General features: G+C 60.1%; 30 protein-coding genes. 4 read left to right on the forward strand and 26 right to left on the reverse strand.

The window, feature by feature from the left end; all coding sequences use genetic code 11:
* Position 1 precedes the first annotated feature (1 nt).
* Positions 2-928 (forward strand): LysR family transcriptional regulator, encoded by a 927-nt coding sequence (locus ACP6KB_RS21165; RefSeq protein ID WP_442109215.1) that lies wholly within the window; start codon positions 2-4, stop codon positions 926-928.
* Here ACP6KB_RS21165 and ACP6KB_RS21170 read toward each other — a convergent pair.
* From ACP6KB_RS21170 to ACP6KB_RS21180, 3 genes are all read right to left on the reverse strand, one after another.
* On the reverse strand, positions 925-1,290 hold the full coding sequence (locus ACP6KB_RS21170; RefSeq protein ID WP_442109216.1) for a diacylglycerol kinase: 366 nt from the start codon (positions 1,288-1,290) through the stop codon (positions 925-927). The genes ACP6KB_RS21165 and ACP6KB_RS21170 overlap by 4 nt on opposite strands.
* A gap of 76 nt (positions 1,291-1,366) precedes the next feature.
* Positions 1,367-2,017, reverse strand: coding sequence for a response regulator transcription factor ErdR (gene erdR, locus ACP6KB_RS21175; RefSeq protein ID WP_442109217.1), 651 nt, complete (start codon positions 2,015-2,017; stop codon positions 1,367-1,369).
* A gap of 190 nt (positions 2,018-2,207) precedes the next feature.
* Positions 2,208-2,978 carry a tRNA-uridine aminocarboxypropyltransferase gene (locus ACP6KB_RS21180; RefSeq protein ID WP_442109218.1) on the reverse strand — a complete coding sequence of 257 codons (771 nt, stop codon included), beginning with the start codon at positions 2,976-2,978 and terminating at the stop codon, positions 2,208-2,210.
* Positions 2,979-3,215: 237 nt separating this feature from the next.
* Here ACP6KB_RS21180 and ACP6KB_RS21185 point away from each other — a divergent pair, with 237 nt between their 5' ends.
* Complete coding sequence (locus ACP6KB_RS21185; protein WP_442109219.1) at positions 3,216-3,632, forward strand: quorum-sensing-regulated virulence factor family protein; 417 nt, start codon at positions 3,216-3,218, stop codon at positions 3,630-3,632.
* Positions 3,633-3,634: 2 nt separating this feature from the next.
* Here the strand turns inward: ACP6KB_RS21185 and ACP6KB_RS21190 are convergent, their stop codons facing one another.
* Positions 3,635-3,835: a hypothetical protein gene (locus ACP6KB_RS21190; protein WP_442109220.1), complete on the reverse strand. Its 201-nt coding sequence runs from the start codon at positions 3,833-3,835 to the stop codon at positions 3,635-3,637.
* A 391-nt stretch (positions 3,836-4,226) separates the two neighbouring features.
* On the opposite strand from ACP6KB_RS21190, the gene ACP6KB_RS21195 reads away from it, so the two are divergent.
* Positions 4,227-5,345 carry an LOG family protein gene (locus ACP6KB_RS21195; RefSeq protein ID WP_442109221.1) on the forward strand — a complete coding sequence of 373 codons (1,119 nt, stop codon included), beginning with the start codon at positions 4,227-4,229 and terminating at the stop codon, positions 5,343-5,345.
* Between the two features lie 13 nt (positions 5,346-5,358).
* On the opposite strand, the gene recX is transcribed toward ACP6KB_RS21195, so the two are convergent.
* The 22 genes from recX to ACP6KB_RS21305 form a co-directional block, all read right to left on the reverse strand.
* Entirely contained in the window at positions 5,359-5,826 is a 468-nt protein-coding gene (gene recX, locus ACP6KB_RS21200; RefSeq protein ID WP_442109222.1) for a recombination regulator RecX, read from the reverse strand.
* A gap of 8 nt (positions 5,827-5,834) precedes the next feature.
* On the reverse strand, positions 5,835-6,905 hold the full coding sequence (recA, locus tag ACP6KB_RS21205) for a recombinase RecA (RefSeq protein WP_442109223.1): 1,071 nt from the start codon (positions 6,903-6,905) through the stop codon (positions 5,835-5,837).
* Between the two features lie 103 nt (positions 6,906-7,008).
* Positions 7,009-7,491 carry a CinA family protein gene (locus ACP6KB_RS21210; protein ID WP_442109224.1) on the reverse strand — a complete coding sequence of 161 codons (483 nt, stop codon included), beginning with the start codon at positions 7,489-7,491 and terminating at the stop codon, positions 7,009-7,011.
* A 60-nt stretch (positions 7,492-7,551) separates the two neighbouring features.
* Complete coding sequence (locus tag ACP6KB_RS21215; RefSeq protein ID WP_442109225.1) at positions 7,552-8,037, reverse strand: lysis protein; 486 nt, start codon at positions 8,035-8,037, stop codon at positions 7,552-7,554.
* Complete coding sequence (locus ACP6KB_RS21220; RefSeq protein ID WP_442109226.1) at positions 8,034-8,585, reverse strand: glycoside hydrolase family 19 protein; 552 nt, start codon at positions 8,583-8,585, stop codon at positions 8,034-8,036. The genes ACP6KB_RS21215 and ACP6KB_RS21220 overlap by 4 nt, the downstream gene beginning before the upstream one ends.
* A 28-nt stretch (positions 8,586-8,613) precedes the next feature.
* The gene (locus ACP6KB_RS21225; RefSeq protein ID WP_442109227.1) at positions 8,614-9,630 is read right to left on the reverse strand and encodes a phage late control D family protein; all 1,017 of its coding nucleotides are present in this window, start codon (positions 9,628-9,630) and stop codon (positions 8,614-8,616) included.
* 68 nt (positions 9,631-9,698) lie between these two features.
* On the reverse strand, positions 9,699-9,905 hold the full coding sequence (locus ACP6KB_RS21230) for a tail protein X (RefSeq protein WP_442109228.1): 207 nt from the start codon (positions 9,903-9,905) through the stop codon (positions 9,699-9,701).
* Positions 9,880-10,725 (reverse strand): phage tail protein, encoded by an 846-nt coding sequence (locus tag ACP6KB_RS21235; protein ID WP_442109229.1) that lies wholly within the window; start codon positions 10,723-10,725, stop codon positions 9,880-9,882. Before ACP6KB_RS21235 ends, ACP6KB_RS21230 begins: the two co-directional genes overlap by 26 nt.
* A 9-nt stretch (positions 10,726-10,734) precedes the next feature.
* Positions 10,735-12,810: a hypothetical protein gene (locus ACP6KB_RS21240; RefSeq protein ID WP_442109230.1), complete on the reverse strand. Its 2,076-nt coding sequence runs from the start codon at positions 12,808-12,810 to the stop codon at positions 10,735-10,737.
* Between the two features lie 140 nt (positions 12,811-12,950).
* Positions 12,951-13,253 (reverse strand): phage tail assembly protein, encoded by a 303-nt coding sequence (locus ACP6KB_RS21245; RefSeq protein WP_442109231.1) that lies wholly within the window; start codon positions 13,251-13,253, stop codon positions 12,951-12,953.
* Positions 13,254-13,262: 9 nt separating this feature from the next.
* A complete protein-coding gene (locus tag ACP6KB_RS21250) occupies positions 13,263-13,772 on the reverse strand; it encodes a phage major tail tube protein (protein ID WP_442109232.1) in 510 nt (169 codons plus the stop codon).
* Between the two features lie 16 nt (positions 13,773-13,788).
* Positions 13,789-14,955 carry a phage tail sheath subtilisin-like domain-containing protein gene (locus ACP6KB_RS21255; RefSeq protein ID WP_442109233.1) on the reverse strand — a complete coding sequence of 389 codons (1,167 nt, stop codon included), beginning with the start codon at positions 14,953-14,955 and terminating at the stop codon, positions 13,789-13,791.
* An 87-nt stretch (positions 14,956-15,042) separates the two neighbouring features.
* Complete coding sequence (locus ACP6KB_RS21260) at positions 15,043-15,441, reverse strand: phage tail assembly chaperone (RefSeq protein ID WP_442109234.1); 399 nt, start codon at positions 15,439-15,441, stop codon at positions 15,043-15,045.
* A gap of 5 nt (positions 15,442-15,446) precedes the next feature.
* Positions 15,447-15,614, reverse strand: coding sequence for a hypothetical protein (locus tag ACP6KB_RS21265; protein ID WP_442109235.1), 168 nt, complete (start codon positions 15,612-15,614; stop codon positions 15,447-15,449).
* A 226-nt stretch (positions 15,615-15,840) separates the two neighbouring features.
* The gene (locus tag ACP6KB_RS21270) at positions 15,841-17,946 is read right to left on the reverse strand and encodes a phage tail protein (protein ID WP_442109236.1); all 2,106 of its coding nucleotides are present in this window, start codon (positions 17,944-17,946) and stop codon (positions 15,841-15,843) included.
* Positions 17,946-18,548 (reverse strand): phage tail protein I, encoded by a 603-nt coding sequence (locus ACP6KB_RS21275; protein WP_442109237.1) that lies wholly within the window; start codon positions 18,546-18,548, stop codon positions 17,946-17,948. The genes ACP6KB_RS21270 and ACP6KB_RS21275 overlap by 1 nt, the downstream gene beginning before the upstream one ends.
* A gap of 1 nt (position 18,549) precedes the next feature.
* The gene (locus ACP6KB_RS21280; RefSeq protein WP_442109238.1) at positions 18,550-19,431 is read right to left on the reverse strand and encodes a baseplate assembly protein; all 882 of its coding nucleotides are present in this window, start codon (positions 19,429-19,431) and stop codon (positions 18,550-18,552) included.
* A complete protein-coding gene (locus ACP6KB_RS21285; protein ID WP_442109239.1) occupies positions 19,428-19,754 on the reverse strand; it encodes a GPW/gp25 family protein in 327 nt (108 codons plus the stop codon). The genes ACP6KB_RS21280 and ACP6KB_RS21285 overlap by 4 nt, the downstream gene beginning before the upstream one ends.
* A gap of 70 nt (positions 19,755-19,824) precedes the next feature.
* Positions 19,825-20,385 (reverse strand): phage baseplate assembly protein V, encoded by a 561-nt coding sequence (locus tag ACP6KB_RS21290; RefSeq protein WP_442109240.1) that lies wholly within the window; start codon positions 20,383-20,385, stop codon positions 19,825-19,827.
* The gene (locus ACP6KB_RS21295; protein ID WP_442109241.1) at positions 20,382-20,888 is read right to left on the reverse strand and encodes a hypothetical protein; all 507 of its coding nucleotides are present in this window, start codon (positions 20,886-20,888) and stop codon (positions 20,382-20,384) included. The genes ACP6KB_RS21290 and ACP6KB_RS21295 overlap by 4 nt, the downstream gene beginning before the upstream one ends.
* A gap of 90 nt (positions 20,889-20,978) precedes the next feature.
* Positions 20,979-21,332: a phage holin family protein gene (locus tag ACP6KB_RS21300; RefSeq protein WP_442109242.1), complete on the reverse strand. Its 354-nt coding sequence runs from the start codon at positions 21,330-21,332 to the stop codon at positions 20,979-20,981.
* A 469-nt stretch (positions 21,333-21,801) separates the two neighbouring features.
* Positions 21,802-22,545, reverse strand: coding sequence for a LexA family transcriptional regulator (locus ACP6KB_RS21305; RefSeq protein ID WP_442109243.1), 744 nt, complete (start codon positions 22,543-22,545; stop codon positions 21,802-21,804).
* A 159-nt stretch (positions 22,546-22,704) separates the two neighbouring features.
* On the opposite strand from ACP6KB_RS21305, the gene mutS reads away from it, so the two are divergent.
* A complete protein-coding gene (gene mutS / locus ACP6KB_RS21310; protein ID WP_442109244.1) occupies positions 22,705-25,272 on the forward strand; it encodes a DNA mismatch repair protein MutS in 2,568 nt (855 codons plus the stop codon).
* The last annotated feature ends 79 nt before the right edge of the window (positions 25,273-25,351 follow it).

The following is a 25,351-nucleotide window of genomic DNA, read 5'->3' on the forward strand; positions in this document are numbered from 1 at the left end:
TATGCGATTTACGCTTCGTCAACTCCAGGTGTTCGTCGCCGTAGCCCAGTATCAGAGCGTCTCGCGAGCCGCAGGCATACTGGCGCTATCGCAATCGGCTGCCAGTACATCGATCACCGAACTTGAGCGCCAGTCCAGCTGCCAGCTGTTTGACCGTGCCGGTAAACGCCTGAGCCTCAACGCGCTGGGCCATCAACTGCTGCCACAGGCCGTGGCCCTTCTCGATCAGGCCAAGGAAATCGAAGATTTGCTCAACGGCAAATCCGGCTTCGGCTCCCTGGCGGTCGGCGCCACCCTGACGATTGGCAATTACCTGGCCACGCTACTGATCGGCAGTTTCATGCAGGTCCACCCGGAAAGTCAGGTCAAGCTCCATGTGCAGAACACTGCGCATATCGTGCAACAGGTCGCCCACTATGAAATTGATCTGGGTCTAATCGAAGGCGATTGCAACCATCAGGATCTTGAAGTGCAACCCTGGGTGGAAGACGAGCTGGTGGTGTTTTGTGCCCCGCAACACCCACTGGCCAGCCGCGGCCGGGCCAGCCTGGAAGAGCTCACGCACGAAGCCTGGATTCTGCGCGAGCAAGGCTCCGGTACCCGTCTGACCTTCGACCAGGCGATGCGCCACCACCGCTCCAGCCTGAACATCCGCCTGGAGCTTGAACACACCGAAGCTATCAAGCGTGCTGTGGAGTCTGGCCTGGGCATTGGCTGTATTTCACGCCTGGCACTGCGCGATGCCTTCCGGCGTGGCAGCCTGGTCGCGGTGGAAACTCCGGAGCTGGACCTCGCCCGACAGTTCTATTTCATCTGGCACAAGCAGAAGTACCAGACTTCCGCCATGCGCGAGTTTCTTGAACTGTGCCGTAACTTTACCGCCGGTGTGCGGCGTAGTGATCAGATCGTTCTGCCCAACATCGCTTAGAGCAGAATCACCGCCCACACCAGTCCGACTATCGTCAGCGCTACCATTTGGGCAGCGCTGCCCATGTCCTTGGCATTTTTCGACAATGGATGACGGTCCAGGGAGATCCGGTCGATGGCGGCCTCGATAGCCGAGTTGAGCAGTTCAACGATCAGCCCCAGCAGGCACACGGCAATCAGGATCGCCCGTTCGGCGCGGCTGACATCCAGCCAGAACGCCACGGGGATCAGCACCACATTGAGCAGCACCAGTTGGCGGAACGCCGCTTCACCGGTAAAGGCTGCGCGCAGACCGTCAAACGAGTAGCCGGCAGCATTGAAGATACGTTTGAGGCCGGTCTGGCCCTTGAAAGGCGATGACATAAAGGTCACTTCATCCACTGAAAAATGCGCAGCAGCCTAGTTTAGGTCGGGTCAAAAAAGCGTGAAGACTGTGACTTCAGCTGGAAGAAACCGATTCCAATTGTTGCAACAGCAGGGCCGCCTGAGTGCGCGTACGCACGCCAAGCTTGCGGAAAATCGCCGTCACATGGGCCTTGATGGTCGCTTCCGAGACGTTCAGCTCATAGGCAATCTGCTTGTTGAGCAACCCTTCACAGACCATGGTCAACACCCGGAACTGCTGCGGCGTGAGGCTTGCCAAGCCCTCACTGGCGGCCTTGGCCTCTGCCGAGACATCAACTTTTTCGAAAGCCTGCGGCGGCCACCAGACTTCACCGTCGAGGATCTTCTTCACCGCATCCTGAATCACTTCCAGTGAGCTGGACTTGGGAATGAAGCCACTGGCGCCAAACTCTCGCGATTTCACTACGACGGCGGCCTCTTCCTGAGCCGACACCATCACCACCGGAATTTGCGGGTATTGCCCGCGCAGCAGCACCAGGCCTGAGAAACCGTAGGCACCCGGCATGTTCAGGTCCAGCAGTACCAGGTCCCAGTCGGACTTTTCTGCGAGGTGGGTTTCCAGCTCGGCGATGCTTGCCACTTCTACCAGGCGAACATCGGGCCCCAGCCCCAGGGTTACAGCCTGACGCAGGGCACTGCGAAACAGCGGGTGGTCATCGGCAATCAGGATTTCGTACGTGGCCATTAATCTAATGATCCTGTTCTGTGCAGGCGCAGGGAGGAAGAATAGGCGCCTGGCGGGCAACTCAAGGTGTTGACGGCATAGACCGCACACCCAAAAGGCACTTCAAGGCCAGGAACAGCGATGTTTCAAGCCTTGTACATGCCCGAATCGGCGCCAAGGATGCCGAGCCAGAACCGGGTGGTCAAGTTGATTACCCGGTCAAGCCATGCACACATTGGTCGCCAGCCTGGCCATTATGACGCAATGCGCCACAAAGGAAGGTATGCAAACGCTGGTGCACGGCATCCTGCTCATCTACCGGCCACTGATGCTTGGCGCTCAGGTAGTGGGTGCTGAATACATCCAGGTAGGCATCCAGGGCTTGCGCGGCGTGCTGATCACCCGCCAGCTCCAGGCACATTGCAGCTACCTCAGCAGTGCAAAAGTGATCGTCACGCTTGGAGCGCCGCAAGCGGTAGCGCGACAACTGCTCGGGTTGCAAGCTGAGCACCGGGAAGCGATCCAGGTACGGGCTCTTGCGAAACATCTTGCGCGCTTCAGTCCAGGTCGCATCCAGCAAGATGAACAACGGTCGCTTGCCAGGCTCGCGCACCACCTCGCTGACGACCCGCTGCGGCTCGACGAACTCCCCCGGAAAAACAATGTAGGGCTGCCAGTGCGGTTGATCAAGCAAGGCTAGCAGTTGTTCATCGACAGCCGTTCGCTGCCAGCTGAACGCCGAGGTGTCGCTGATCAGGTCAGCGATCAACCAGCCGGTGTTACTCGGTTTCAACGGCTCGGTGTCGTGCATCAGCAGGCACATGGCTGAATCGGAAGGCACTTGCGGACGCCAGGCGCACAGGCAATGGCTGAAAATCACTCGGCAATGCGGGCAACGAGGCGCCCGTGATCCGCGCGCAACGAACGGTTTGACACTGCGCGCCAGGCGCTCGGCGCGCAAGCGCGATACGGCATGACTCATGGCAACAGACTGTATAGGCAAGAAAGAGAGGGCACAGCGCGAACTCGGCAAGACAAGGAAACCGCGCCAGTTTAACAGAGCCCGCTGAGCGGCAGATGGTATTTGCCGTGCAGGCTGCCTGCCGACTCCCCTATAATCCTTCCCCTGTCGTTACCTGCTGGCGCCCCGCTCTGCACGTGAGGGAACACCGTGCGCAGTTGCCGGTCAAATCGCCAGTTACCGAACCAGGAGAAATTCATGCTGCGCTTCATCGCCCCGACCTTGAGCCTTTTGCTCGCCCTGCCGCTGGCCGCCACCGCCGCTTCCAAGCAGGAATACGAACTGAGCAAAATGCTGCAGAAAGTAGCTACGGAAAGCAGTGTGGGCACGCCGCGAGCGATCAACGAGGACATTCTTGATCAGGGCTATACCGTTGAAGGCCGGCAGTTGATCAACCACCTGAGCGTACGCGCCAGCCACGCCCAGCAAATGCAGGCCAACCCGGAAAAAGTGCGCGACCAACTGGGCGCCAGCGTGTGCAAAAACACCGGCTACCGCCAATTGCTGGCCAAAGGTGCAGTGCTGACCTACCGGTTCACCGAATACAAGACCAACCGCCAGGTGGGCGAACAAGCGTTCGATGCCAAAAGCTGCGGCATCAAGCTGAGCAAATAAGCCTAGGCCAGCTCCTCGCTGTCGCGCCGCTGCTTTTCATCGGCGCGCAGTTCAGCCACCAGGGCCTGGACGTAACGTGAGTGCCGCTTGCCGCCCCCCAAGCGCCGCAGACACTCTTCTTCAAGGCTCAGGTTATTGGCCTGGGCCGAGCGCTCGAGCTGCTCAAATAGCTGGGCATCGAGCTCCAGATTAAGCCGTTGCATAATAAAGCCTCCCTGCACAACTACAGTCTCTCACGCCTCCAGTTAACCAGACCCACGCCTGGCCTGGCCCCTGACTGACGAGCGGTCTGCCTCACCTCCTCTGCTACCTCCCACAGTGAAGATCCTTTCGGCACAAATAGCCATCAACGTCTAGATTGATAGCAAGCGCCCGCCCGTTTCAGGGCTCGCACAGGGGGATGCCTGCCTACGCCTTGCCTTTGCAGGGCGGAGCAAAACGACAATGAGCCCACCACCACTGCACTAAGACCTTGCAGGTCTACTGCAATGCTCGAGGCGCACACTCGAGCCACAGCAGCCAGCGACACACGCAGTGTCGCGGCCGGACACACTAAGTTCCGGTCAGAGGTTTTGCTGCAGAAGGAGACGTTGAATGCCGTACCAACCGAACGAACTGCTGGCGAGTCACTTCAAGAACACCGGAATCGATCTGAGCAAGCTGGAAGAACAACTCAAGCAGGTTGCTCCAGACAGCCCCAACCTACCGCTGTACCGCGACATGATGCTGACAGTCCTGCGTATGGCCCAGGACGACAGCAACCGCTGGAACGCCAAAATCACCCTGCAAGCCTTACGCGAGCTGGACCACGCCTTTCGCACCCTTGAGCAGTACAAGGGGCGACGCAAGGTCACGGTGTTCGGTTCGGCACGTACCCCGATCGAACACCCGATGTATGCGTTGGCCCGTGAGCTGGGCGCCACCCTGGCGCGCTCGAACCTGATGGTGATCACCGGTGCCGGTGGTGGCATCATGGCCGCTGCGCACGAAGGGGCTGGGGTTGATCACAGCCTGGGCTTCAACATCACCCTGCCGTTCGAGCAGCATGCCAACCCCACGGTCGACGGCACGGACCGGCTGCTGCCGTTTCACTTTTTCTTTATTCGCAAACTGTTCTTCGTCAAAGAAGCCGATGCTCTGGTGCTCTGCCCAGGTGGTTTCGGCACCCTCGACGAAGCGCTGGAAGTGCTCACGTTGATCCAGACCGGCAAGAGCCCGTTGGTACCGGTTGTGTTGCTCGATTCCCCTGGCGGTAACTTCTGGCAGGACGCACTGAACTTCATTACCCGCCAATTGGAAGAGAACCGCTACATCCTGCCCAGCGACCTGAAACTGTTGCGTCTGGTGCAAAGTGCCGAAGAAGCCGTGGAAGAGATCAACCAGTTCTACAGCAACTACCACTCAAGTCGTTGGCTGAAGAACCAGTTCGTGATTCGCATGCATCATCCACTCAGCGAGGGGGCATTGCTCGACCTGCAAGAAGGCTTTGCCGACCTGCGCCTGAGCGGCCAGTACCACCAGCATGCCTATTCAGGGGAGCATCATGACGAGGCCCGGTTCAGCCACCTGACGCGCCTGACGTTCGCCTTCAATGGCCGCGACCAGGGGCGCCTGCGCGAGCTGGTGGACTTTATCAACCTCTCGGAAAACTGGGCCAAGCCTGAACCAATGCACACCACACAACGCGCCCGTGAAGCCTTGAAGGTCACCTAGCCCTGGCGTTGCGCTAATCGTCCAAGCCTCGGCCGCTCAACAGGCGGCCGACCATCTCCATGGAAAAACCACGGTAGACCAGAAAACGGGTTTGCTGTGCGCGGGCGCGCGGGTCGCCAGGCAACTGGCCAGAAAACTTGCGCTGCCAGACATCCTGCAATTGCCCTGCCCAATCCACCGCGCATTCGCGCAGGGCCTGGTCGATATCGCTGCGTTGCAGGCCGCGCTGGCTGAGTTCTTCGCGAATACGCGCCGGGCCATAGCCAGAGCGCGAGCGGTAGCTGATGAAGCTTTCCAGATAGCGGGCTTCACTGAGCAGGCCCTCTTCCGTCAAACGGTCGAGTTCCTGGTCGATCAATTCGGGGGGAGCGCCGCGCTGACGCAGTTTGCGCGTCAGCTCGACTCGACCGTGCTCGCGGCGTGCGAGCAGGTCCATGGCTGTCCGCCTTACGGCGACGGGAGTATCGAGTACGACGGACATGACAACGATCAGTAGCCAGCTTCGGCGTCGGCCAGATCGTCTTCAGGCTCAGCATTGACGGCAGCCGCTTTACCAGCCGCATCAACCGCGCCAGCGCTCAGCAGTTTGTCGCGGATCTGCTTCTCGAGGGTGGCGGCAATTTCCGGGTTCTCTTGCAGGAACTTGGCCGAGTTGGCCTTGCCCTGACCGATCTTGCTGCCCTGGTAGCTGTACCAGGCACCGGATTTTTCCAGGAAGCCGTGCAGCACGCCGAGGTCGATGATTTCGCCATTGCGGTAGATGCCCTTGCCGTACAGAATCTGGAATTCAGCCTGACGGAATGGCGGTGCCACCTTGTTCTTGACGATTTTGACGCGGGTTTCGCTACCAACCACTTCGTCGCCTTCTTTCACCGCGCCAGTACGGCGGATGTCCAGACGAACCGAGGCGTAGAACTTCAGCGCGTTACCACCGGTGGTGGTTTCCGGGCTGCCGAACATGACGCCGATCTTCATACGGATCTGGTTGATGAAGATCACCAGGCAGTTGGCGTTCTTGATGTTACCGGTGATTTTACGCAGCGCCTGGGACATCAGACGGGCTTGCAGGCCCACGTGCATGTCACCCATTTCGCCTTCGATTTCAGCCTTGGGTACCAGAGCAGCCACGGAGTCGACGATGATCACGTCAACGGCGTTGGAGCGCACCAGCATGTCGGTGATTTCCAGGGCCTGTTCGCCGGTGTCCGGCTGCGAGACCAGCAGGTCGTCGACATTGACGCCCAGCTTGCCGGCGTACTCGGGATCGAGGGCGTGCTCGGCGTCGACGAAGGCGCAGGTCGCGCCCATTTTCTGGGCTTGAGCGATCACCGACAGGGTCAGCGTGGTTTTACCGGACGACTCAGGACCGTAGATCTCGACGATACGGCCTTTTGGCAGACCGCCAATGCCCAGGGCAATGTCCAGGCCCAGGGAACCGGTGGAAATGGCCGGAATCGCCTGACGCTCGTGGTCGCCCATGCGCATGACCGCGCCTTTACCGAATTGACGCTCGATTTGCCCCAGGGCCGCAGCCAAGGCGCGCTTCTTGTTGTCGTCCATTGAAGTCCTCACGTAATCGATAGGGCCTGACGGCCAGAACACCTGTATAAGTAGCCAGTATTATTCCACAGGCTTTTGTTCCCGCCTACCCCCGATGTGCGATTTACTCTGCACCAAGCTGTAACAAGCCCTCTAGCGCGGCGATTACCGTTTGTCGGCGGACCTCATCGCGGTCACCATCAAAGTGCCTGCGCTCGCTGCTCACATGGTTGCCGTCGGCCCAGGCCAGCCACACCGTGCCCACCGGTTTTGCCGGTGAACCACCGTCTGGCCCGGCCACGCCACTGACCGCTACCGCGAAACGCGCACCGCTGGCCGCCTGGGCACCACGCACCATGGCCTCGACCACCTCCTGGCTGACCGCGCCGACCTGTCCGAACAAGCTTTCCGGCACCTGCAGTTGGCGGGTCTTCTGCTGATTGGAGTAGGTCACATAGCCGGCTTCGAACCAGGCCGAACTGCCTGGAATCCGCGTGATCGCCTCGGCAATACCGCCGCCGGTGCAGGATTCGGCCGTGGTCACCTGGGCCTTGAAGCGTCGCAGGTGTTCGCCCAAACGGGCAGATAGTGCAGTGATCGGGTCCATGGCACGCTCCTGGAAAGATTGCTGCCTACCCTACACCAGCAGGCGCTGGCCGACACAGCTTCAGTGTTGCAGCGTTTGCACATACGCCTGACAGGCACGCAGAACGATCAGTCCCAGATCTCCCCGGTCGGTGATGGCGATAATTCGTCGAGCATGCGCTGGCTCAAGTCCGGCGCGTACGGGGTCATGATCCATGCCGGTGGCGGCGGAGGTGGCTGGCACAGCGGCAACGGGGTCGGCACCCAGGAGGACTGACAGCCGCAGATCAGCAGTAGCCAGGCGGTCACGCAGACGAGCTTGAGCCTGTTGAGCATCGAGTAGCTCCTGATAATGGGATTGATCGTTGGCCTGGATCTGCTGCTCCAACACCTGACGTTGCTGACGTTCGCCAAGCTGTTGACGCGCGAGGTTTTCAGCCTGCTGCTGGCGCTCCAGAGCATGAGCCTGCGCTTGCTGCGCCAGCTGCTTGCCGTAACGCCATGCCTGCACCTGCCAGACCAGCGCGCAGACCAGCAGCACCAGCAACAGCGCTGGCAAGCGCCTCAACACAGCACTTCCCGAGCCCGCACCCAGAGCTTCAGGCGATCCTCCAGACCATTGAGCCCGCCGTTGATGTGACGGGTGATGCGGTTGAACTCCGCGCGGTCGGCCAGAGCGTTGAGCCCGCGCGAATGCCAGAACCAGGCTGCCGACTCGCACGCCCAGCGTGGCTGCTCCAGTAGCTGCGGTAAGTCCAGCAATCGTTCATCGCCAAACAGCGCCATGCTGCAGGCATGGTAGTTGTTGCGACCGGTAATCTGGATCAAGCCTCGGCCGCAATACAGCTGGCCATCGCCATCGGCCTCAGGTGTATTGCCCAGTCGCAAGGCGAGATTGCCGGTGTCATAACGCGACAGGTAGCGCTCACCGCCCAGCTCTTTGACATAACGCAACTGGCCGGACTCATGCCCGACCTGCGCCAGAAACGCCGCCACGCGTCGCGGCGAATCAATCTCCCAGCGCTGCATGGCGGCATTCAGCGCGGGTACAAAAACGCCCGCTTGCTGGCGGGCATTGGGGAAAATCGACAACAGTGTTTTTTCAGTAATGTCCATATGTACCTCCTCTGTATCGGCCATCCATTCACTTGCGCGGCTTGGTACCCTTGGCCCTGGCTTTGCCCTGCTTGCCGCCATTGCACTCGACCGTGGTCGTCCAGCCGGCGTTGCTGAACACCTGTTCCACTGACTCCACCAGGTACTCACCATCGAGCCCGGCCTTGAAACCTTTGAGATCAACGCTGCGTTCGGTAAACAGATCGGTACGCCCCGGCATTTCCAGGCGCACATTGGCAGTACTGCGATTGAGCGCTGCCAGCCGGGCTTTGGCAGCCTGCTCTGCCGACGCCTTGTCTGGGTAAAGGTGGCGGTCGGTATGCACCGGCGCTGCCCCTTGTGGTGCGTCGGCGTTTGCCAGTTCGATTACCCTGGCCTGGCCATTGCGCGGGTCTTGATGGCGGGCCTGTACGGCCTTGTATGTGCCCTTGTCCGCCAGACGAATCTGCCAATGGGTGACATCCGCGCGGCGCAGGCCGACAATCCCCAGAGCCTTGCCGTTTGCGCTGTGCCCGCCCTGGCGCGGCAGCACCAGCAAGGTGCCATTGGCGAGCTTGGCCGTGCAGTCGTATTGCTTGGCCAGGCGGGTAATGAAGTTGAAATCGGACTCATTGAACTGATCGACCCGCTGCAATCGGGTCTGCACCGGGCACGCCGGTTGCCAGCCATTGCGCGCGGCGATGTCACGCACAACCTGCAGCAATGGAACATCCTCCCAACTGCCGCTGCGTATGGTCTTGCCGGTGCCGCGCATGTCACTGGCCTTGCCCCGGATAATCACGCTATCGGGTGGCCCGGACAGCTCGACTTCATCCACGGTGTAGCGCCCCAGACGGGTCAGTGTCTGGCCGGCGTACCCCAAGTGAATTTCAATGACCGCCCCGCGCGCGGGTAACATCACGGCGCCGTCTCGGTCATCGATACGCAGCTCGAAATCGTCCGACTCCATGCCCGGTTTATCGGTTGTTCGCAGTGACAATAATCGGTCGTTGATCAACGTGGTGATGTCGTTGCCATCAGCGATGATTCGAAAAACGGGTTGCATGGCTCAGGCTCCAGAAAAGCAAACCCCGCACATGGCGGGGTTCGGTAGCGGTAAAAATGAGCAGGCCGTCAATCCCATAACTGAACCGTGGCATCACTGGCGATGGGCAATTCTGGCAGCAGAATCAGAATGCCGGCACGCAATGGTTGGGCCTGGTCAGCCAGGCCTTGGTTGGCGTTGAGCACCGCTTCGACGCTACCGTTCAGGTGCCCGTAGAAGTGCTGACACAGGGTGTCGAGTACATCCCCTTCAGAGGTTCTGCAGATCGTCGCCATAGCTCACAAACTCCAGGGTGAAACCTTGTTTACGCGGGATGCCGCCGGCCAGCAGGTAGCGCTGTTCTTCGTCGATGCTGGTCAGGCACCAATTACCCAACACCTGACCGTAGCCCGTCACCAGGCTCAACGGGCGTAACAGTCGGCCGAAGCTGCGCAGTGTCTGCAGCTGGCCAAGCCCGCCTTTGAGCGCTGGAAACACTGCGCCGCGGATGTTGATTTTTTCCTCCCCAAGACTCACTGCCTGCTGGGCAGCGCTGCGCGTCAGGCGCTCTTGCCCGACCCAGCGAAAACTGGTCTGCCGACGCAGCTCTTCGAATGCGGCGGTGTCGAGGTTGAAGTAATAAGCGGGCGACACGCCATCCAACGGTTGCAAGATCAACAGATGAGGAAAGGGTTTGACCGCCTCCGCTGCCGGGGTGACATCGGGCATAAAGCTGCCGACAGGCAAAATGTTACTCAGCGATGGATGGATCTTGCCGGCAATCTGATTGATCTTCGCCGCCGCCTTGGCGACCTGCTCGCCGAACACCTGGACCTGTCCCTGCACCTGGACCACCTTCGCCAACCCTTGGTTGTACTTGTCCACGACCTTTTGCACAGTCTTTTGTGCGGTATCAATGGCGCGCAGGGTGCGTTGCAGCTTGGCGCCAATCACCGGCCCGACATAGGGGATGGCTTCCAGATCGGCAACCACCGCCTTGATGTCGCTGACGGCACCATTCATGGGTTCCAGCACTTTGTCGATGCTATGGCGCCCATCCTCTCCGGCCTTGACCACGTGGCGCAGGGCTGACTGTAGTTGTTGCATGTAAGTCATGGGGGCTCCTTAAACGTAGACATGCGGCACGTCGGACAGTTGCCGGGAAGTCGCCATGCGCATCAGTTCCTCCAGCTCACGACGTACCATGGCTTGCAAGTTCTGCGCGAGCTGAGTGGGATCGGAAACGCTGCCTTGAACAGTGATGGGCATGTTGGGCGTGAAGGTGAATTGCTGATTAACCGCAGGTGCCGTAACGAGTTCAGGGTTCGCTTTGAGCAGCATTGGTAAGGCCTGACTCTCAGGTGCAGCGCTGGCCAGTGAACGCACCAAATCGCCCGGTCGTGCTGCAGCCAGTGCGTTATCGGTAGGCTTGTCAGCTAATGGCTGCTCACTGCTGGGCGTCACCAGGCGCTTGCCCAGCCAACCGCCAATGGCATCGCCCGCCATACCACCAAGCATGACACCAATGGACGTTCCGACCACTGGAATAACCGAGCCCACAACACCACCGATCACCGATCCCAACAAGCCGCCAGCCGCAGCACCGTAACCCTCGGCTTTTTGTTCTGCGGTACCCGCAGTCAATGCCGTGGAGATGACCCTGTCACCGGCCTCCTGAACCGCGGGGCGACGAAAGCGATTGATCAGGCTGCCAACTTTGCCAACCGATGCTGCCTGCTTACTCGGTTGAGCAGAAACAGCGCCAGCCGATGCCGGTGCGAACCCCACTCCGCTACGTCGCCTTTTTCCAGAGGGCGGGACTTTCGAAGCCTGTGAGTGAGCTTTGTTCTGCCGGTCCCGAACAGGACGAATTCGCTTCCTCTCTTGCAAGCCAGTACAACAACCGATGTCACTGGCGTTGACGACGAACACATTAAGCGGATCGTTGAACGCAAAGGCACTAGTCGGACCTGCGCTTGTCTCAGGGCTGCCCTGTACTGCCTCCTCCGGTATCGGCGAACCTTTAAACCGATGGCGTACCTTATCCAGCAGACTGCGAACGACAGTGCCGCCTTTGAGCGCCAGCAATGTCGTGCCAAGCGCTGCCACACCGACAGTCAGCCATTTGACTGCATCCGGCGCTTGGGCGAATGCGTTTGCCTTTTCTTCGACGACCCCAGCCACCCAGTCCGATAACGGCCGAACGGAATCCCCCAGGCTGAGGAGCGCGTTATCGACACCATCGGACGCTTCGCTCAAGCGCCGCTCTGAAGTGTCTCGGCGTGCCTCCATATCCGCGTCAAGGATGCTGGTAGCCCCCTCAACTTGAGGCTTCTCAAACGTTGCATCCAACTGCTGATGCTGCGCATCCGCAAGGGGAGCAGCAGCGCCCTCCCCCGACCCCTTGCGCTGGGACACTATGATCTCCAGTGCCCTTTTCAGCTCATCCGGCCCGGCTATTTTCGGGTGACTCAGCAGTTCGCTGATCAAGCGCGTAGTGTCCCCAATAGCGGCATCCTGCCCAACTGAGAACGTCGCCGCCACGGGTGCGTATTCCAGGGCTTTGTCCAGCCCCATGCCCGTGCCATACAACTGTTTGATCAACATCGCGGCCTGATTGCGTTCCATCCCGGTGTCGGTGGTGATCTTCTTCACCGCGGCAATCACGTCCTGCTCTGTCAACGAAATCTTTACGCCATCAGCCTTCACACTTGCGCCTTGCGCAGAAGACTTTTCATCCTTTGGCAGACCCGCACTGATGGTGATATCACGGATGATCTTCTGGAACTGCGCACTGATCTGAGTGGGCAACAAAGCCGCCCGCCCGTAGGTAATCGCCTGACCGACTATTGGCAGCCCCTCAAAGGCTGACAGGTTGTCCCTTTCAGGTGTTGCCTCGGTTGTTGCCGAACCGCTACTGCCCTCCTGCACCAGCACTGGCTGCGGCTTGCGCAGCGCGATCAATTGCTGTTCAAGCAGACTCAGTGTTGTGTCCAGATAAGGTCGCAACTCCGCCAATCCGCAACAGCTGCCCGCCGCTGCAGGTTTCATCTGGTCAGGCAGGCGTAATCCTTCGGCGGATATTCTTTCCAACACCTGGGTGTTTTTCTTGATCTGGTCTTCGACCCGTTTGAGCGCGATACCTATCGTGAAGATAACGGAGGCACCCAGCTCCAGTGTCGATATGAAACTCCTTACCATCTGCTCCCCCTATCGCCAGGTCACCGGCTTAATCCGTGAGCCACCAGACCATGTCGCTGAACGACATGGTCATGATTTCGGCGGCGGAAAAGTTCAGCTCTTTGGCGAGCCGCTTTGCCGCCGCTCTCTGCACGGCGGGGTCAAACCTCGTCGTCTTGCACCAGACGAAAATAACCGGCCTGCAAACGGCTGTAGTCCTTCAGGGCAAGCCCTTCCAGATCCTTGATACCGACTTCGGCCAACGAGGCGAACAGGTTCAGTTCGCGCTGTTCATCATCGTTATTGGCCGTCGATTGCGCCGCACGAATGTCACGCACCGTTGGCGCACGCAGCGACAGGCTGTCAACCTGCACGCCGTTGGCTTCGGAGCGTTTGCTCAGTGTCACGACTACACGTTCGGCACTCACGCTCAACCAGCCTGGGGTCTTGTTTGCCTGGCTCATACAGCCTCCTTACAGGCCCAGGGCCGAGCGTTGCGCGGCGAGTTGATCAACGCCATTGATGACGCGCTTCATACCCAGCGGATCAATTTCGTAAATCAGCTGACTGTCCACTTCCAACTTGTAGTAGGTCAGCGCCACGTTGTGTTTGATCTCAGCCTTGTCGCCTGCCTTCCAGTCGCCCATGTCGACTTCTTTGAGGGCTCCGCGCAGGGTCACGACGACCGGCGTGACACGCCCCTTGAGGCCTTTGAAGGCACCGCGGAAGGTACCGCTGAACGACGAGCCGTCGGCCAGGCCGAAGAACTTCAGCGACTCGCGACGCACGCCGGTGGTGACGAAACCGGCTTCCTGCTTTTCCATGCCCATGTCGAGTTCGATCGGCATGTCCATGCCGCCGACACGGTGCTCTTCCATCTTCAGGGTCAGTTTGGGCAGGGTCAGGCTGGGTACATCGCCCTGGAAGCTGACGCCATCGACGAACAGGTTCAGGTTGGCCAGGGTTTCGGGAATCATTGCCATGGTTGTTGCTCCTTGATTAAGCGGCTTGGTCGAGGACTTCGGTCAACCACTGGTTGGTGACCTCGACACGGAAATTCGGGTTTTCGGCAGGCGGCACGTCGGTGAAGCGGATGTTCCAGTACACCTTGCCCTGCTCCAGCTGGCTGGCGGTGTTGAGCTCGGCGTCGGCGAACACCTCGAAATTGATGATTGCGCCCTGGGCCTTCAGATCACGCATGAACGCCTGCAGACCTTCGGTCACGTCCTTGACGTAGGTCGCGGTGATCGATCGGTCGACTGCCCACTTGTGGCCGTAGAGGATTGCGTCCATGACGATGTCCATGGTCCGCACGCGGGTGACGAATGCCCATTTCGGATCGCTGCTCAGGGTGCGGTTGCCCCACAGGCGGTAGCCGTCATCACGAATGATGGTGGTGATGTTGGCGTTGTTGAGCAGGTTGGCCCGGCAGGTGGCGTCGCCATCCAGATACTCGATGGAGCGGCTGGTGCCGGTGAGGCCGACAAACTCTTTGTTCGATGGCGAAGCCCAGAAGCCATACTCAGTGTCGGTCCAGGCAAACAGACCGGCGACCCAGGCCGAGGCTGGTGCATCGACGGTGGCATCTGCGGTGGTGTCCCAGTACTGCACGCCTGGATCGACCAGGAACGCGCGCTTGGCGCCGAAGTTTTCGGCATAGGCAATCGCCGCTTCATCGGTGGTGTTAGGGCCATCGAGAATCGCCAGGCCACGCAGCTTGTCAGCCAGGGCTACCAGTGCGGTGCCGATTGCCAGGGTCGCGCTGTGCTTGGGTGTAACCAGCAGCCGAGGCTGAGTGTTGAAGCGGCTTTTGCCATCGAGCAGCGCCTGCAGACCGGTACGCTTACCATCGGCCAATACTCCGCCGATGATCGCCGAGGTTTGCTCGGCAGCATCCTCGAATTTGGCCACGCCACAGGCAACGATGACCGCCTTGGCGCGGCTATAGATCGCTTGGCAGGCCTTGGTGATGGCTGCATCGGCACCGAAGGCGGCGATAGCTTCACGCTCGCTGGTGATCAGCACCAGATCATTGACCTTGGCGCTGGCAGTCGGGCCTTCGGTGAAGGTGTCGACCAGACCGATGATCGAGGAAGAAGGCAGTGCGATAGTGCGCGCGCCGGTGTCGACGTTGGTAACGGTAACGCCGTGGAAGAATCCACTCATAAATAAATCTCCAGAAATGCGAAGGCCCCGCGGTGCGGGGCCTGGTGTGGTGTTGCGGAAAAGAAAACGCCCCGTGGGTGCGGGGCGTTATTGGATGTGTTCGGCTAGCCAAAGTGGCGCCGTGGGACGTAGTTCAACGTCGGGGAAATTCTGCGATTGCGGCCAGTCGCGCAGTGTCTGTAAGTAGGCCAGCAGATCCATAAATTGCTCACTGCTCAAAGTCGTTGGCCTGCTGATTTCTTGTTCGTCACGATGGCGATCTCGCAGCCACTGTCGAGACGCCAACTCACCATCACGCCACTGACGTTCAGCGGTGGCCAGCTCCGACAAGCCAGCAACCCGCTCGGAAAACACATCATTTTCGAACAGCCATCCCGGCAGAACTTCTGCCGAGCACGGCCACCATTTCAGGTCAGGATGAAAACGCCCCTCGGGGTCAATGTCCGTCACTTCCATGACGATGCCGTTTTCTACTCGTGCCCACATAATTATCACCACTGAATAAGTACGGTGCCAGCGCCACCGGCGCCGCCGTTATAGCCATAAGTGGCGCCAGATCCACCGCCACCACCGGCGCCGCCTTGGGTGCCCGGATTGTTGCCTTGTGTAGCGCGCGCGCCCGCGCCGCCGCCGGAGCCGCCCCAGGTCCCATAACTCACGTGACCGGGGCCGGTTCCCGTGTTGTAGTCCCCACCAATGCCCCCGCCGCCGGGCCCAGGCCCATTTGAAACGGAGTTGCCTACACCCATTCCGCCAGTCCCGCCGGTCGCGGAGAAGATAGTGCCGAACGACGACGTGCCACCGGATTCACCCACTCCACCAGCCACCGTAGCACCGGCACCGCCGTCGCCGACGGTAACCGTCACCGAAGAAATTCCGTCGAGGTTAACTAGTTTCTGCGCAAAGCCGCCCCCCCCCCCCCCCGCCGGACCCCATATTGGCTGTACCGGAACGCCCGCCACCACCACCGCCGCCGATCACAGTGACCCAGGCCTTTTTAACTCCCACGGGGACAGCCCAGTTGAATACACCGGCTGCTCTGTAGCCCAGCGTGCCACGAAAAGGCAGGTGCGAGTGCTGGGTAATTTCAGTCCATGTCGGCTGTACGCCGGCAGTAATTTTCACTCCCACGAACACTCTGGTAACCGCGTAAGTGTTGATGATCGCAATGAACGTTTTGTAGCCCGGGTTACTGTAACCACCACCCACCACAACCGACATTGATGTATCTCCAGTATCCGCTGGACCTCCAATACTGGCTTGAGAGTTATTCGATGAAAACGCGCGGTACAGCCCAGGCCGCAAATCGACGCTAAAGTCGGTAATTAGCGGTTGGTTGGCAGCCTCCGGTCCAAGCCCATAGGTATCGAGTAAGGCCCGGACCCGCTCAACGGTCGTGATCTGCTCCCACTTGGTCCAGACACCTTTAGCGTTACGCGTGCGCATACATGTAATCGGATCGATGGCGTTGACCAGGGAGTCCCAAAGCTGGGTGGCCATATTGCTGCTGCCACGCTCCATATGGAGCACAGTGCCATTCGGGATCTGCCCGACCCCTTGCGGGGCAGGGTATATCGGTTTCACCCCAGTGGTCTCGGCTGAAACCATGTACACGCCGTTGTCCACGAGTTCATCAATATTGCCGGTGTAGCTGAACGCCGCATTACCCAAGCCGAATCGCGCCAAGATTGCCCGAACCGTAGCCGCGTTGGCGATCTTGGTGCTGATGTCGGTACCCGTCAATGTCGGGACGGTGGGCGCTCCGGTGAGTGCCGGGCTTGCCAAAGGAGCCTTGAGGGCCAGCAAATTGGTCATCGACGTGGCAAAGTTAGGATCATTGCCGAGGGCGTCAGCCAGCTCTTTAAGAGTATCCAATGCTGCGGGCGACGATCCCACCAGCGCCGAAATAGCGGCCTGCACAAATGCGGTGTTAGCTGCCAACTGGCTGTTGTTACCCGCCGCAACGTTCGGGACACTCACCGATCCGGTGAAAGTTGGGCTCGCCAAGTTAGCTTTGAGCGCCAAGGCTTGATCAACGTGGGTTTTGGTGTAGACGTCAGTCAGACCATAACCGGCGACAGTGGTCGGATTGGTTGCCGCCACCACGCGCCCATAAGCGTCCACCGTAACGCTTCGATAGGTGCCCGCAGCAACACCGGTGCGGCCAAACGCCATTTCAAACACCAACGCCGTCACACCTAGCGTGACCGGGCCATCAGCCACCAACTGCCAGGCACTGTCGGCATTAACAGAGCCCTTCTCCACCAGCACCAGCAGGCCGGGGGTGACTTTGTCACTCGCTCCCGCATCCGCGCAACGGGTCCAGGGGCCGCCCGCAACCACTTGATACAGACCATTGTCTTTCGCAGCGGCCTGATGCTTGACCAACACCCGCGCCCCCGCCGTCAGCGCCACCCCATCGACGGTCTGCAGCCCACTCAACGTGATAGCCGCCGTGGTAGCCACCAACACCGAATGTTTGAAATCCTGCTTGGCCAGTTCCTCGGTAACCCACTCACGGGTAGCCAGTACAACGCTCGGATCAATCTTCAACTGCACATTGCTGGCGCTACTCACCACCAGGTTCATCCGCACCACTTGAGTACGGCCTGAGCCCTGACTGAGCAGCGGCTTGTAGGTCGGCGCACAGTTGGCCACCGCAACCATATCGCCATCGGCGTCGTACAACGCGATCTCACGAATCCAGCGGCCACCGACGTCTGCCGGAATCACCTGTTCAGCCACAATGATCGAGCTGTCTTTGTCGTCGACCTTGAGCTGATTGAGCGGAGCCCGGCGCCATTCATTGAGCAAGGCCCGGGCTGCGGCATCGGGCATTGGCAGCGCCGGGTTCTCGACGCCGTTCGGGTTACCGTCGCCAACGGCCATCTGGGTAATTTTCCAGGGAATACCCAACGCATCAGCGTTGGCTTGTTTCGCTGCGCCCACGTTGGTGAGCAGCGCATAGAACTGAGAAGTCTGATCGACCATTAGTAGATGTCCATATAGTCAATGGTGTGCTCTCGGCCGCCGCGCCCGATGCTGCCGGTCACTGCAATGTCTGTGGCTGCAGGCGGGTAGATGTCGAGCGTGTCGCCGTCATAGAGTGAGGTGCCCATGTACAGGGCACCGGCGGTTTCCAGGCTGATGACCAGCCCGGTCATGTGTCTGCTGACGGGCCTGGCGTCATCGATCAGCCAGGTCAGTTCCTGGTAGGTTTCGTCGCTGATGCCGGCGTCAGAGACACCAATTTTCAAGGCAAAGGTGCCAGGCACGCCTTGAGGCTGAGTCTGAAACCACTCTTCAACCTCAATCAGGTAGCCGAACGGTTCCACCACCCGGCGCAAGGCGCCGATGGTGCCTTTGTGGGCATGTACGTTGAAGGCCGAGCGAATCACCGAGCGCTTGATGCTGTCAGGCCAGGCTTCGTCCCAGCGATCCACCGACCAGGCCCAGGCCAGTTGGTGCAACAGGTGAGGTGGACAAGTGTCCGGGTTGTACAGTGCATGCAAGGGTATGTCGGTGATTTCCGCACTCGCCGCCTCGATGGCGCGCTCGAGTTCAGTGCTGTTGAGCGGGAGCAAGCTGTTCATGTCAGCCTCCTCGCGTCACGGTGATCGCTTCACACCAGGCGGCTTGCGCCAGGGTCGGGCGCAGATCGGTCCAGTCGTTCAGATCAACCCGGCTGACGCCATTGATATGCAGTTGAGCGTCTACCCCTGAGCGTGCGACTTCAACGCCCAAACGCCGCCGAGGATTGACCCAGGCCTGCAGACGGCGCTTGCACTCGGCCAGGGTAGCTTCGATTTCCGGGCCATTGCCGCTCATGTGCACCACGGCATTGATGCGGTACGGCAAGATCGCAGCGCTCTGCACCGTCAGTCGGTCTGCCACTGGTCGCACGTCGTCATCGTTTAGTGCGGCGCGCACGGTTTCCAGTAGCGCAGCCCCGGCCACGCCATTGCCCTCCAGTGCCAGCACAGTTACCACCACAACAGCAGGCGACGGGCTCTGCGCCGTAGCATCGGCCACTAAGCCAGAAGCATTGCGGGCATGCAGGATGTAGCTGTTGCGTGGCCCGGCCGTGGTCAACCCTTCGTAAACCAGTTGAATACGCTCGCGCAGCGCATCATCTTCCTCGAGCACTTGCGGGGTTGGTGGCACCGTACTCAAGTCCTGGGGCTGGACCACCAACCGCTGCAGGTGCACATTGGCCGCCAGATGGTCGAGGTCACTGCCTTGCGCATAAGCCAACAGCAGAGACTTGGCCGCATCGTTGACCCGTGCGCGATTAAGCAGCTTGCGATAAGCACCGACTTCCAACAGCTTGGTCACCGGATCGCTCTCGAGCAGTGCGTCCCAGTTGTCGCCCATATGTGAGCGAAAAGTGCTCAGGTCCTCCTGGAAGATGTCCTCGAAATCGAGGTCTTCCAGTACCTGTGGCGCGGGCAACGCCGAAAGATCCAGGCTACTCATGCCATTACCTCCAGCGTCTGGCTGTCACCCAGGTACTGCCCATTGAGCTGCAGGGTGATCTGCCCGCCAACCACCGCCAACACCCGCACCGTCTCAAGTTTCAGGCGTGGCTCCCAACGGCTGAGGGACCTGGCTACTTCGGCTTGTACCGCACTTTTCCAGCCGTCATTGACGGGCAGATCGACAAAGCGCCGCAGCGCGCTGCCATAGTCCGGGCGCATGCGGCGGCTGCTCAGCGGGGTGGTCAGAATGTCTTCAATCGATTGACGCACATGCTCGATGCCCGACAGCGAGGCACCGGTGCGGCGATTCACTCCGATCATCGGGTTACTCCTTCATTGTTCTGGACATGATTTCTCCAGGCGTAAAAAAGCCCGCATTGGCGGGCTGAGTTCAGTGCTTGTGGTTGGCGCTGTTGCCAGCGGTGTCGATGATCTTTCCCGCGCCAAGGATGTCGCCGGTTACCCGTAAAAGCCCGTTGATCTGCACCTCACCGGTCAAGGTAATGTGGGTGGCTTTGGCCTCGATGGAATTGGCGGTAACCACTGCCGAGCTGGCGCCAACCTTGAGGGTCAGGGTGCCCGTGGGCAGATCGATGGTGTAGCTGTTGGCTTGCCAGTCGTAGACCAGCGAGCCACCGTCTTCGAAACGCCACACCTCAACGTGGTCGCGGTTATCCGCGGGATCACCAGCATTGCCGTACAGGCCCGGAATAAAGGTGCCTTGAGCAGGCTCTCCGCTGGGGTTTAGTAGAACGCCTTGTTCACCGAGGCTGGGTGAGCGCCAGTGCCGCGCTTTACCTGCGGCCTGGCTGTGCCAGCGGACCCAGGCGCTGGTCCAGCCGGCACCGTCGGATACCCGTACCCTGGCAGCGGCAAGATCGACCCCAACCACCTGGCAAGGGATGATCATTGCAGCCAGCATTCGATCATGGGCGGCACTGGCGTAGCTCATGCCAAGTCCTCCGGTGACTGGTAAGCGTCTTCGTTGCCAGGACCGGTATCCGGGCTGAAAGCAAAAGCCAATGGCCCTGGCTCATCGGGCCATGGCCAGGACACAGCACCCAAGCGCACCACTTGCTGCCATTGCACCAGCCAGGTCGTCGCCGGCATTGCTACAGCGGGCACTGCGCGCACATTCGTGGCACCTTCAACAAAGTCCAACGCCCAGAACTGCTTGCGCAGCAACACGGCAAGTTCGCTTGCCAGAGTGACAGCCAGCAAGGGTGCCTGCGCACTGGCTGGGTCAACCAAGATACGGGCCTCGAAGCCTGCGCTGATGCCCGAGCGGCCATCGCCCGGATCTACGCCTGGCTCAAGGCCGGTGATGGCGAAGAGCAACGCGGGCAGGACTGTGGAGGCGTCGGCTACCGCATAAGCGCCAACCGTCTCAAGCGTCGGAATAGCGACCTTGATAGCAGCGGTAATCGCTTCATGTAATGTCGTCAGTTCGTTCATATGCCCTCCTGGGCGACAGTCGCAACGGCCAGTGTGGAGGCGCGCGGCGCAGGATTGATTGGCCAACGGTGTCACCAGGCCGCGAGCACCTCACTCCTTTGTGCCTTGTTTATGGAACTCAGAAGGCTGCGCTTCGACCCCCAAGCGCCTCGCCGCCCAACGCTCATACAAGCCGATCGCCACATCCGCCCCGGCCATCGCCGTCAGGCAACCAAAAGCACTAGCTGTCCAGATCGACATGCCGCTGGCATACAGCAGCATCACCGTGGATACGCCGCAGACCATGCAGGCCCCCGAACGTAAAAGCAGGCGGCGAAACAGCGCCCAGCCTCGGGTGCCGGCTTTGTCTGCACGCCACATTTCTCCGGAAAGGCCACCCAGCAAAGCGAGGATGATCACCAGCCAGATCGGCATTTCCAGTAACGTCTGTTGCTCGTTTGTCACTGCCCTGTCTCCTTATGCAATGGCGCATGGGATTTCGCCCATCGCCGTTGTTGTGCAACCGATTTCTCGGCATTCCAAAAAGCCCGGTTCGCCAGGCTTTTCAGTAATGCGTTGATGAACCGCCCGCCACGACTGGTGCGCTGGACCGTTCCGCTTCATGTTGTTCTTCCGACCGCGGCCGCCTGCCCGCCGGATAACTGTTTACGGTGCTTTACGCTGCACACCCGGGTCAGTTGCCAACCCTCTGAACAGTTCAGGCCTGTTCATCGCTGCCTTTGTCACTGCCGGTGTCGACCGGCTTGAGACAAAGATTATGCACTGATGCATATGCAGTCAATGCATTTATGGAAACATTTATGCATGGGAAAATGCAAATATGCATGTAGTCCTTATGCCGTAGGGCTTGCAGCACTTTTCAGCAGACGAAAAAAAACCCGCCTAAGCGGGTTTCTGATGATCTGCGGGCAGTTCAGCGAGCGTACATGCCCCACCAGAACACATGACCGAGGATGCTGATCTGCTCTTCCTGCATCTGCTGGAAGCTGTAGTCCTCGTCCGGATGTTCTTCACGATTGAAGCTGCGCAGGCGAATGCCGGTTGGCAGGCGATAGAGCTGTTTGACCCGCAACTGACCGTTGTGATTGATGGCGTACAAGTCACCATCAACGATATCGCCAATGCCGCTCTTGCCAGCGTTCACCCCAACCGTGGCGCCGTCGCGCAATACCGGCAGCATGCTGTTGCCACGCACGGTGACGCACTTGGCCTGGTCGAACTGCACGCCATTGTGACGCAGGCTGCGCTTGCCGAAGCGCAGGCTGGCTTTCTCGCTTTCTTCGATGACGAATCGTCCTGATCCTGCTGCCAACTCGACCTCGCGAAGAAACGGAATGGAAACCTCATCGTCCTCGATGGGGGTGTCGTCATCCCACAGGCTGATATCGTGCAACTCGGCATGACTGCGGGTTAGCGGAGCTTCGCGACTCTCGCCAAGCTCGACGCGGCCGCGCAGTTGATCGGTGCTCACGCCGAAGTACTCGGCGATTTTCGACACATGCTTGTCGGAAGGATCGACGATCTTCTCGCTGAGAATGCGCGACAAGGTGGATTGCGGCACGCCGGTACGCCGGTGCAACTCCGTGGGGGAGATACCGTGGCGGTCGAGCAGTGCTCTTAAGACGGAAGCTACGTTGCGTTTTTGCATAATCTGCATAATGCGGGCGCTTTATGCAAAATGCAATTGCCGATATGCAGCTGAATGCATGGACAAATGGTCACAGCGGGGGTGTTGGCCTCGGCATCCGGCGCAAAATCCCTGTAACATTGCGCGCTTGCCTTTGGTCTTAACGACGCTGCGAGCCAAGTTTCTGTAATGAGCGATCTTTCCGCACACACCCCGATGATGCAGCAGTACTGGAAGCTGAAAAACCAGCACCCGGATCAGCTGATGTTCTACCGCATGGGCGACTTCTACGAGATCTTCTATGAAGATGCGAAGAAGGCCGCAAAACTCCTGGACATTACCCTGACGGCCCGCGGGCAATCGGCGGGCCAGTCGATCCCCATGTGTGGCATTCCCTTTCACGCAGCCGAGGGCTACCTGGCCAAGCTGGTGAAGCTGGGCGAATCGGTGGTGATCTGCGAACAGGTCGGCGATCCGGCAACCAGCAAAGGCCCGGTGGAACGTCAGGTGGTGCGGATTATCACCCCCGGCACCGTCAGCGACGAAGCCTTGCTCGATGAGCGCCGCGATAACCTCATTGCCGCGGTGCTGGGTGATGAGCGTCTGTTCGGCCTGGCCGTACTGGATATCACCAGCGGCAACTTCTCTGTGCTGGAGATCAAAGGCTGGGAAAACCTGCTCGCTGAGCTTGAGCGCATCAACCCGGTGGAGTTGCTTATTCCAGACGACTGGCCACAAGGCCTGCCGGCAGAGAAACGCCGCGGCGCCCGCCGTCGTGCGCCGTGGGATTTCGACCGTGACTCGGCCCGCAAAAGCCTCTGCCAGCAGTTCGCAACCCAAGACCTCAAAGGCTTCGGTTGCGAGAAGCTGACGCTGGCGATCGGCGCCGCCGGTTGCCTGTTGGGCTACGCCAAGGAAACCCAACGCACCGCCCTGCCCCACCTGCGCAGCCTCAAGCATGAGCGCCTGGACGACACCGTAGTGCTCGACGGCGCCAGCCGCCGCAACCTTGAGCTGGATGTAAACCTGGCTGGGGGCCGCGACAACACCCTGCAGTCGGTCATCGACCGCTGCCAGACCGCCATGGGCAGCCGTTTGCTGACCCGCTGGCTGAACCGCCCATTGCGCGACCTGAAAGTGTTGCAAGCCCGGCAAGGTTCGATTCGCTGCCTGCTCGATAGCTACCGCTTTGAGAAACTGCAACCGCAGCTCAAGGAAATCGGCGACCTCGAGCGGATCCTCGCCCGTATCGGCCTGCGTAACGCCCGCCCTCGGGATCTGGCGCGCCTGCGCGACGCCCTCGGTGCGCTGCCTGAGTTGCAGAACGCCATGGCTGAGCTGGAAGCGCCACACCTGGCGCGCCTCGCCGCCATTACCGGCACCTACCCGGAATTGGCCGACCTGCTGGAAAAGGCCATCATCGACAACCCGCCAGCGGTAATCCGCGACGGCGGCGTGCTCAAGACCGGCTACGACAGCGAGCTGGACGAGCTGCTGGCGATGAGCGAGAACGCTGGCCAGTTCCTGATCGACCTGGAAGCCCGCGAGAAAGCTCGCACCGGTCTTGCCAACCTGAAAGTCGGCTACAACCGCGTGCACGGCTACTTCATCGAACTGCCCAGCAAGCAGGCCGAACAGGCACCGGCTGACTACATTCGCCGCCAGACCCTCAAGGGTGCCGAGCGGTTTATCACCCCGGAGCTGAAAACCTTCGAAGACAAGGCGCTGTCGGCCAAAAGCCGCGCCCTGGCCCGCGAGAAGATGCTCTACGACGCCCTGCTCGAGACCCTGATCGGCCACCTGGCGCCGCTGCAGGACACCGCAGCAGCCCTGGCCGAACTGGATGTACTGAGCAACCTCGCCGAGCGCGCGCTGAACCTTGACCTGAACTGCCCGTCGTTCGTCGATGAGCCGTGCATGCGCATCACCCAGGGCCGCCACCCGGTGGTCGAGCAAGTGCTGACGACGCCGTTCGTGGCCAACGACCTGGCATTGGACGACAACACCCGCATGCTGGTGATCACCGGCCCAAACATGGGCGGTAAGTCTACTTACATGCGCCAGACTGCACTGATCGTGCTGATGGCCCACATTGGCAGCTTCGTCCCGGCCGCCAGTTGCGAGTTGTCACTGGTCGATCGGATCTTCACCCGTATCGGCTCCAGCGATGACCTGGCCGGTGGGCGTTCGACCTTCATGGTCGAGATGAGCGAAACCGCCAACATCCTGCACAACGCCACCGACCGCAGCTTGGTGCTGATGGACGAAGTCGGCCGCGGTACCAGTACCTTCGACGGCCTGTCGCTGGCCTGGGCGGCGGCAGAGCGTTTGGCTCAATTGCGCGCCTACACCCTGTTTGCCACGCACTACTTCGAACTCACCGTGCTGCCGGAAAGCGAACCGCTGGTGGCCAACGTGCACCTGAACGCCACCGAACACAACGAACGGATCGTGTTCCTGCACCACGTGCTGCCAGGGCCGGCCAGCCAGAGCTACGGCCTGGCAGTGGCGCAATTGGCCGGTGTGCCGACGCCGGTGATCCAGCGTGCACGTGAGCATCTTGGCCGTCTGGAAACCGCCAGCCTGCCACATGAAATGCCTGCTGCACCCAAAGGTGCAGCTGATGTACCGCACCAAAGCGACCTGTTTGCCAGCCTGCCTCACCCAGCCATCGAGAAGCTTGGGAAGCTGGACCTGGACAACATGACGCCGCGTCAAGCTATCGAAATGCTCTATACACTAAAGACTCTGTTATAACGCGAGCCCGCACAAGCTGATAGAATCCCGCGCGGTTTGGTGGTGCTGCAGGTTACTAGCCTGGCCTGCAGCCGAAGGA

This window comes from Pseudomonas sp. NUPR-001 (assembly GCF_052147955.1).
Classification (GTDB): domain Bacteria; phylum Pseudomonadota; class Gammaproteobacteria; order Pseudomonadales; family Pseudomonadaceae; genus Aquipseudomonas.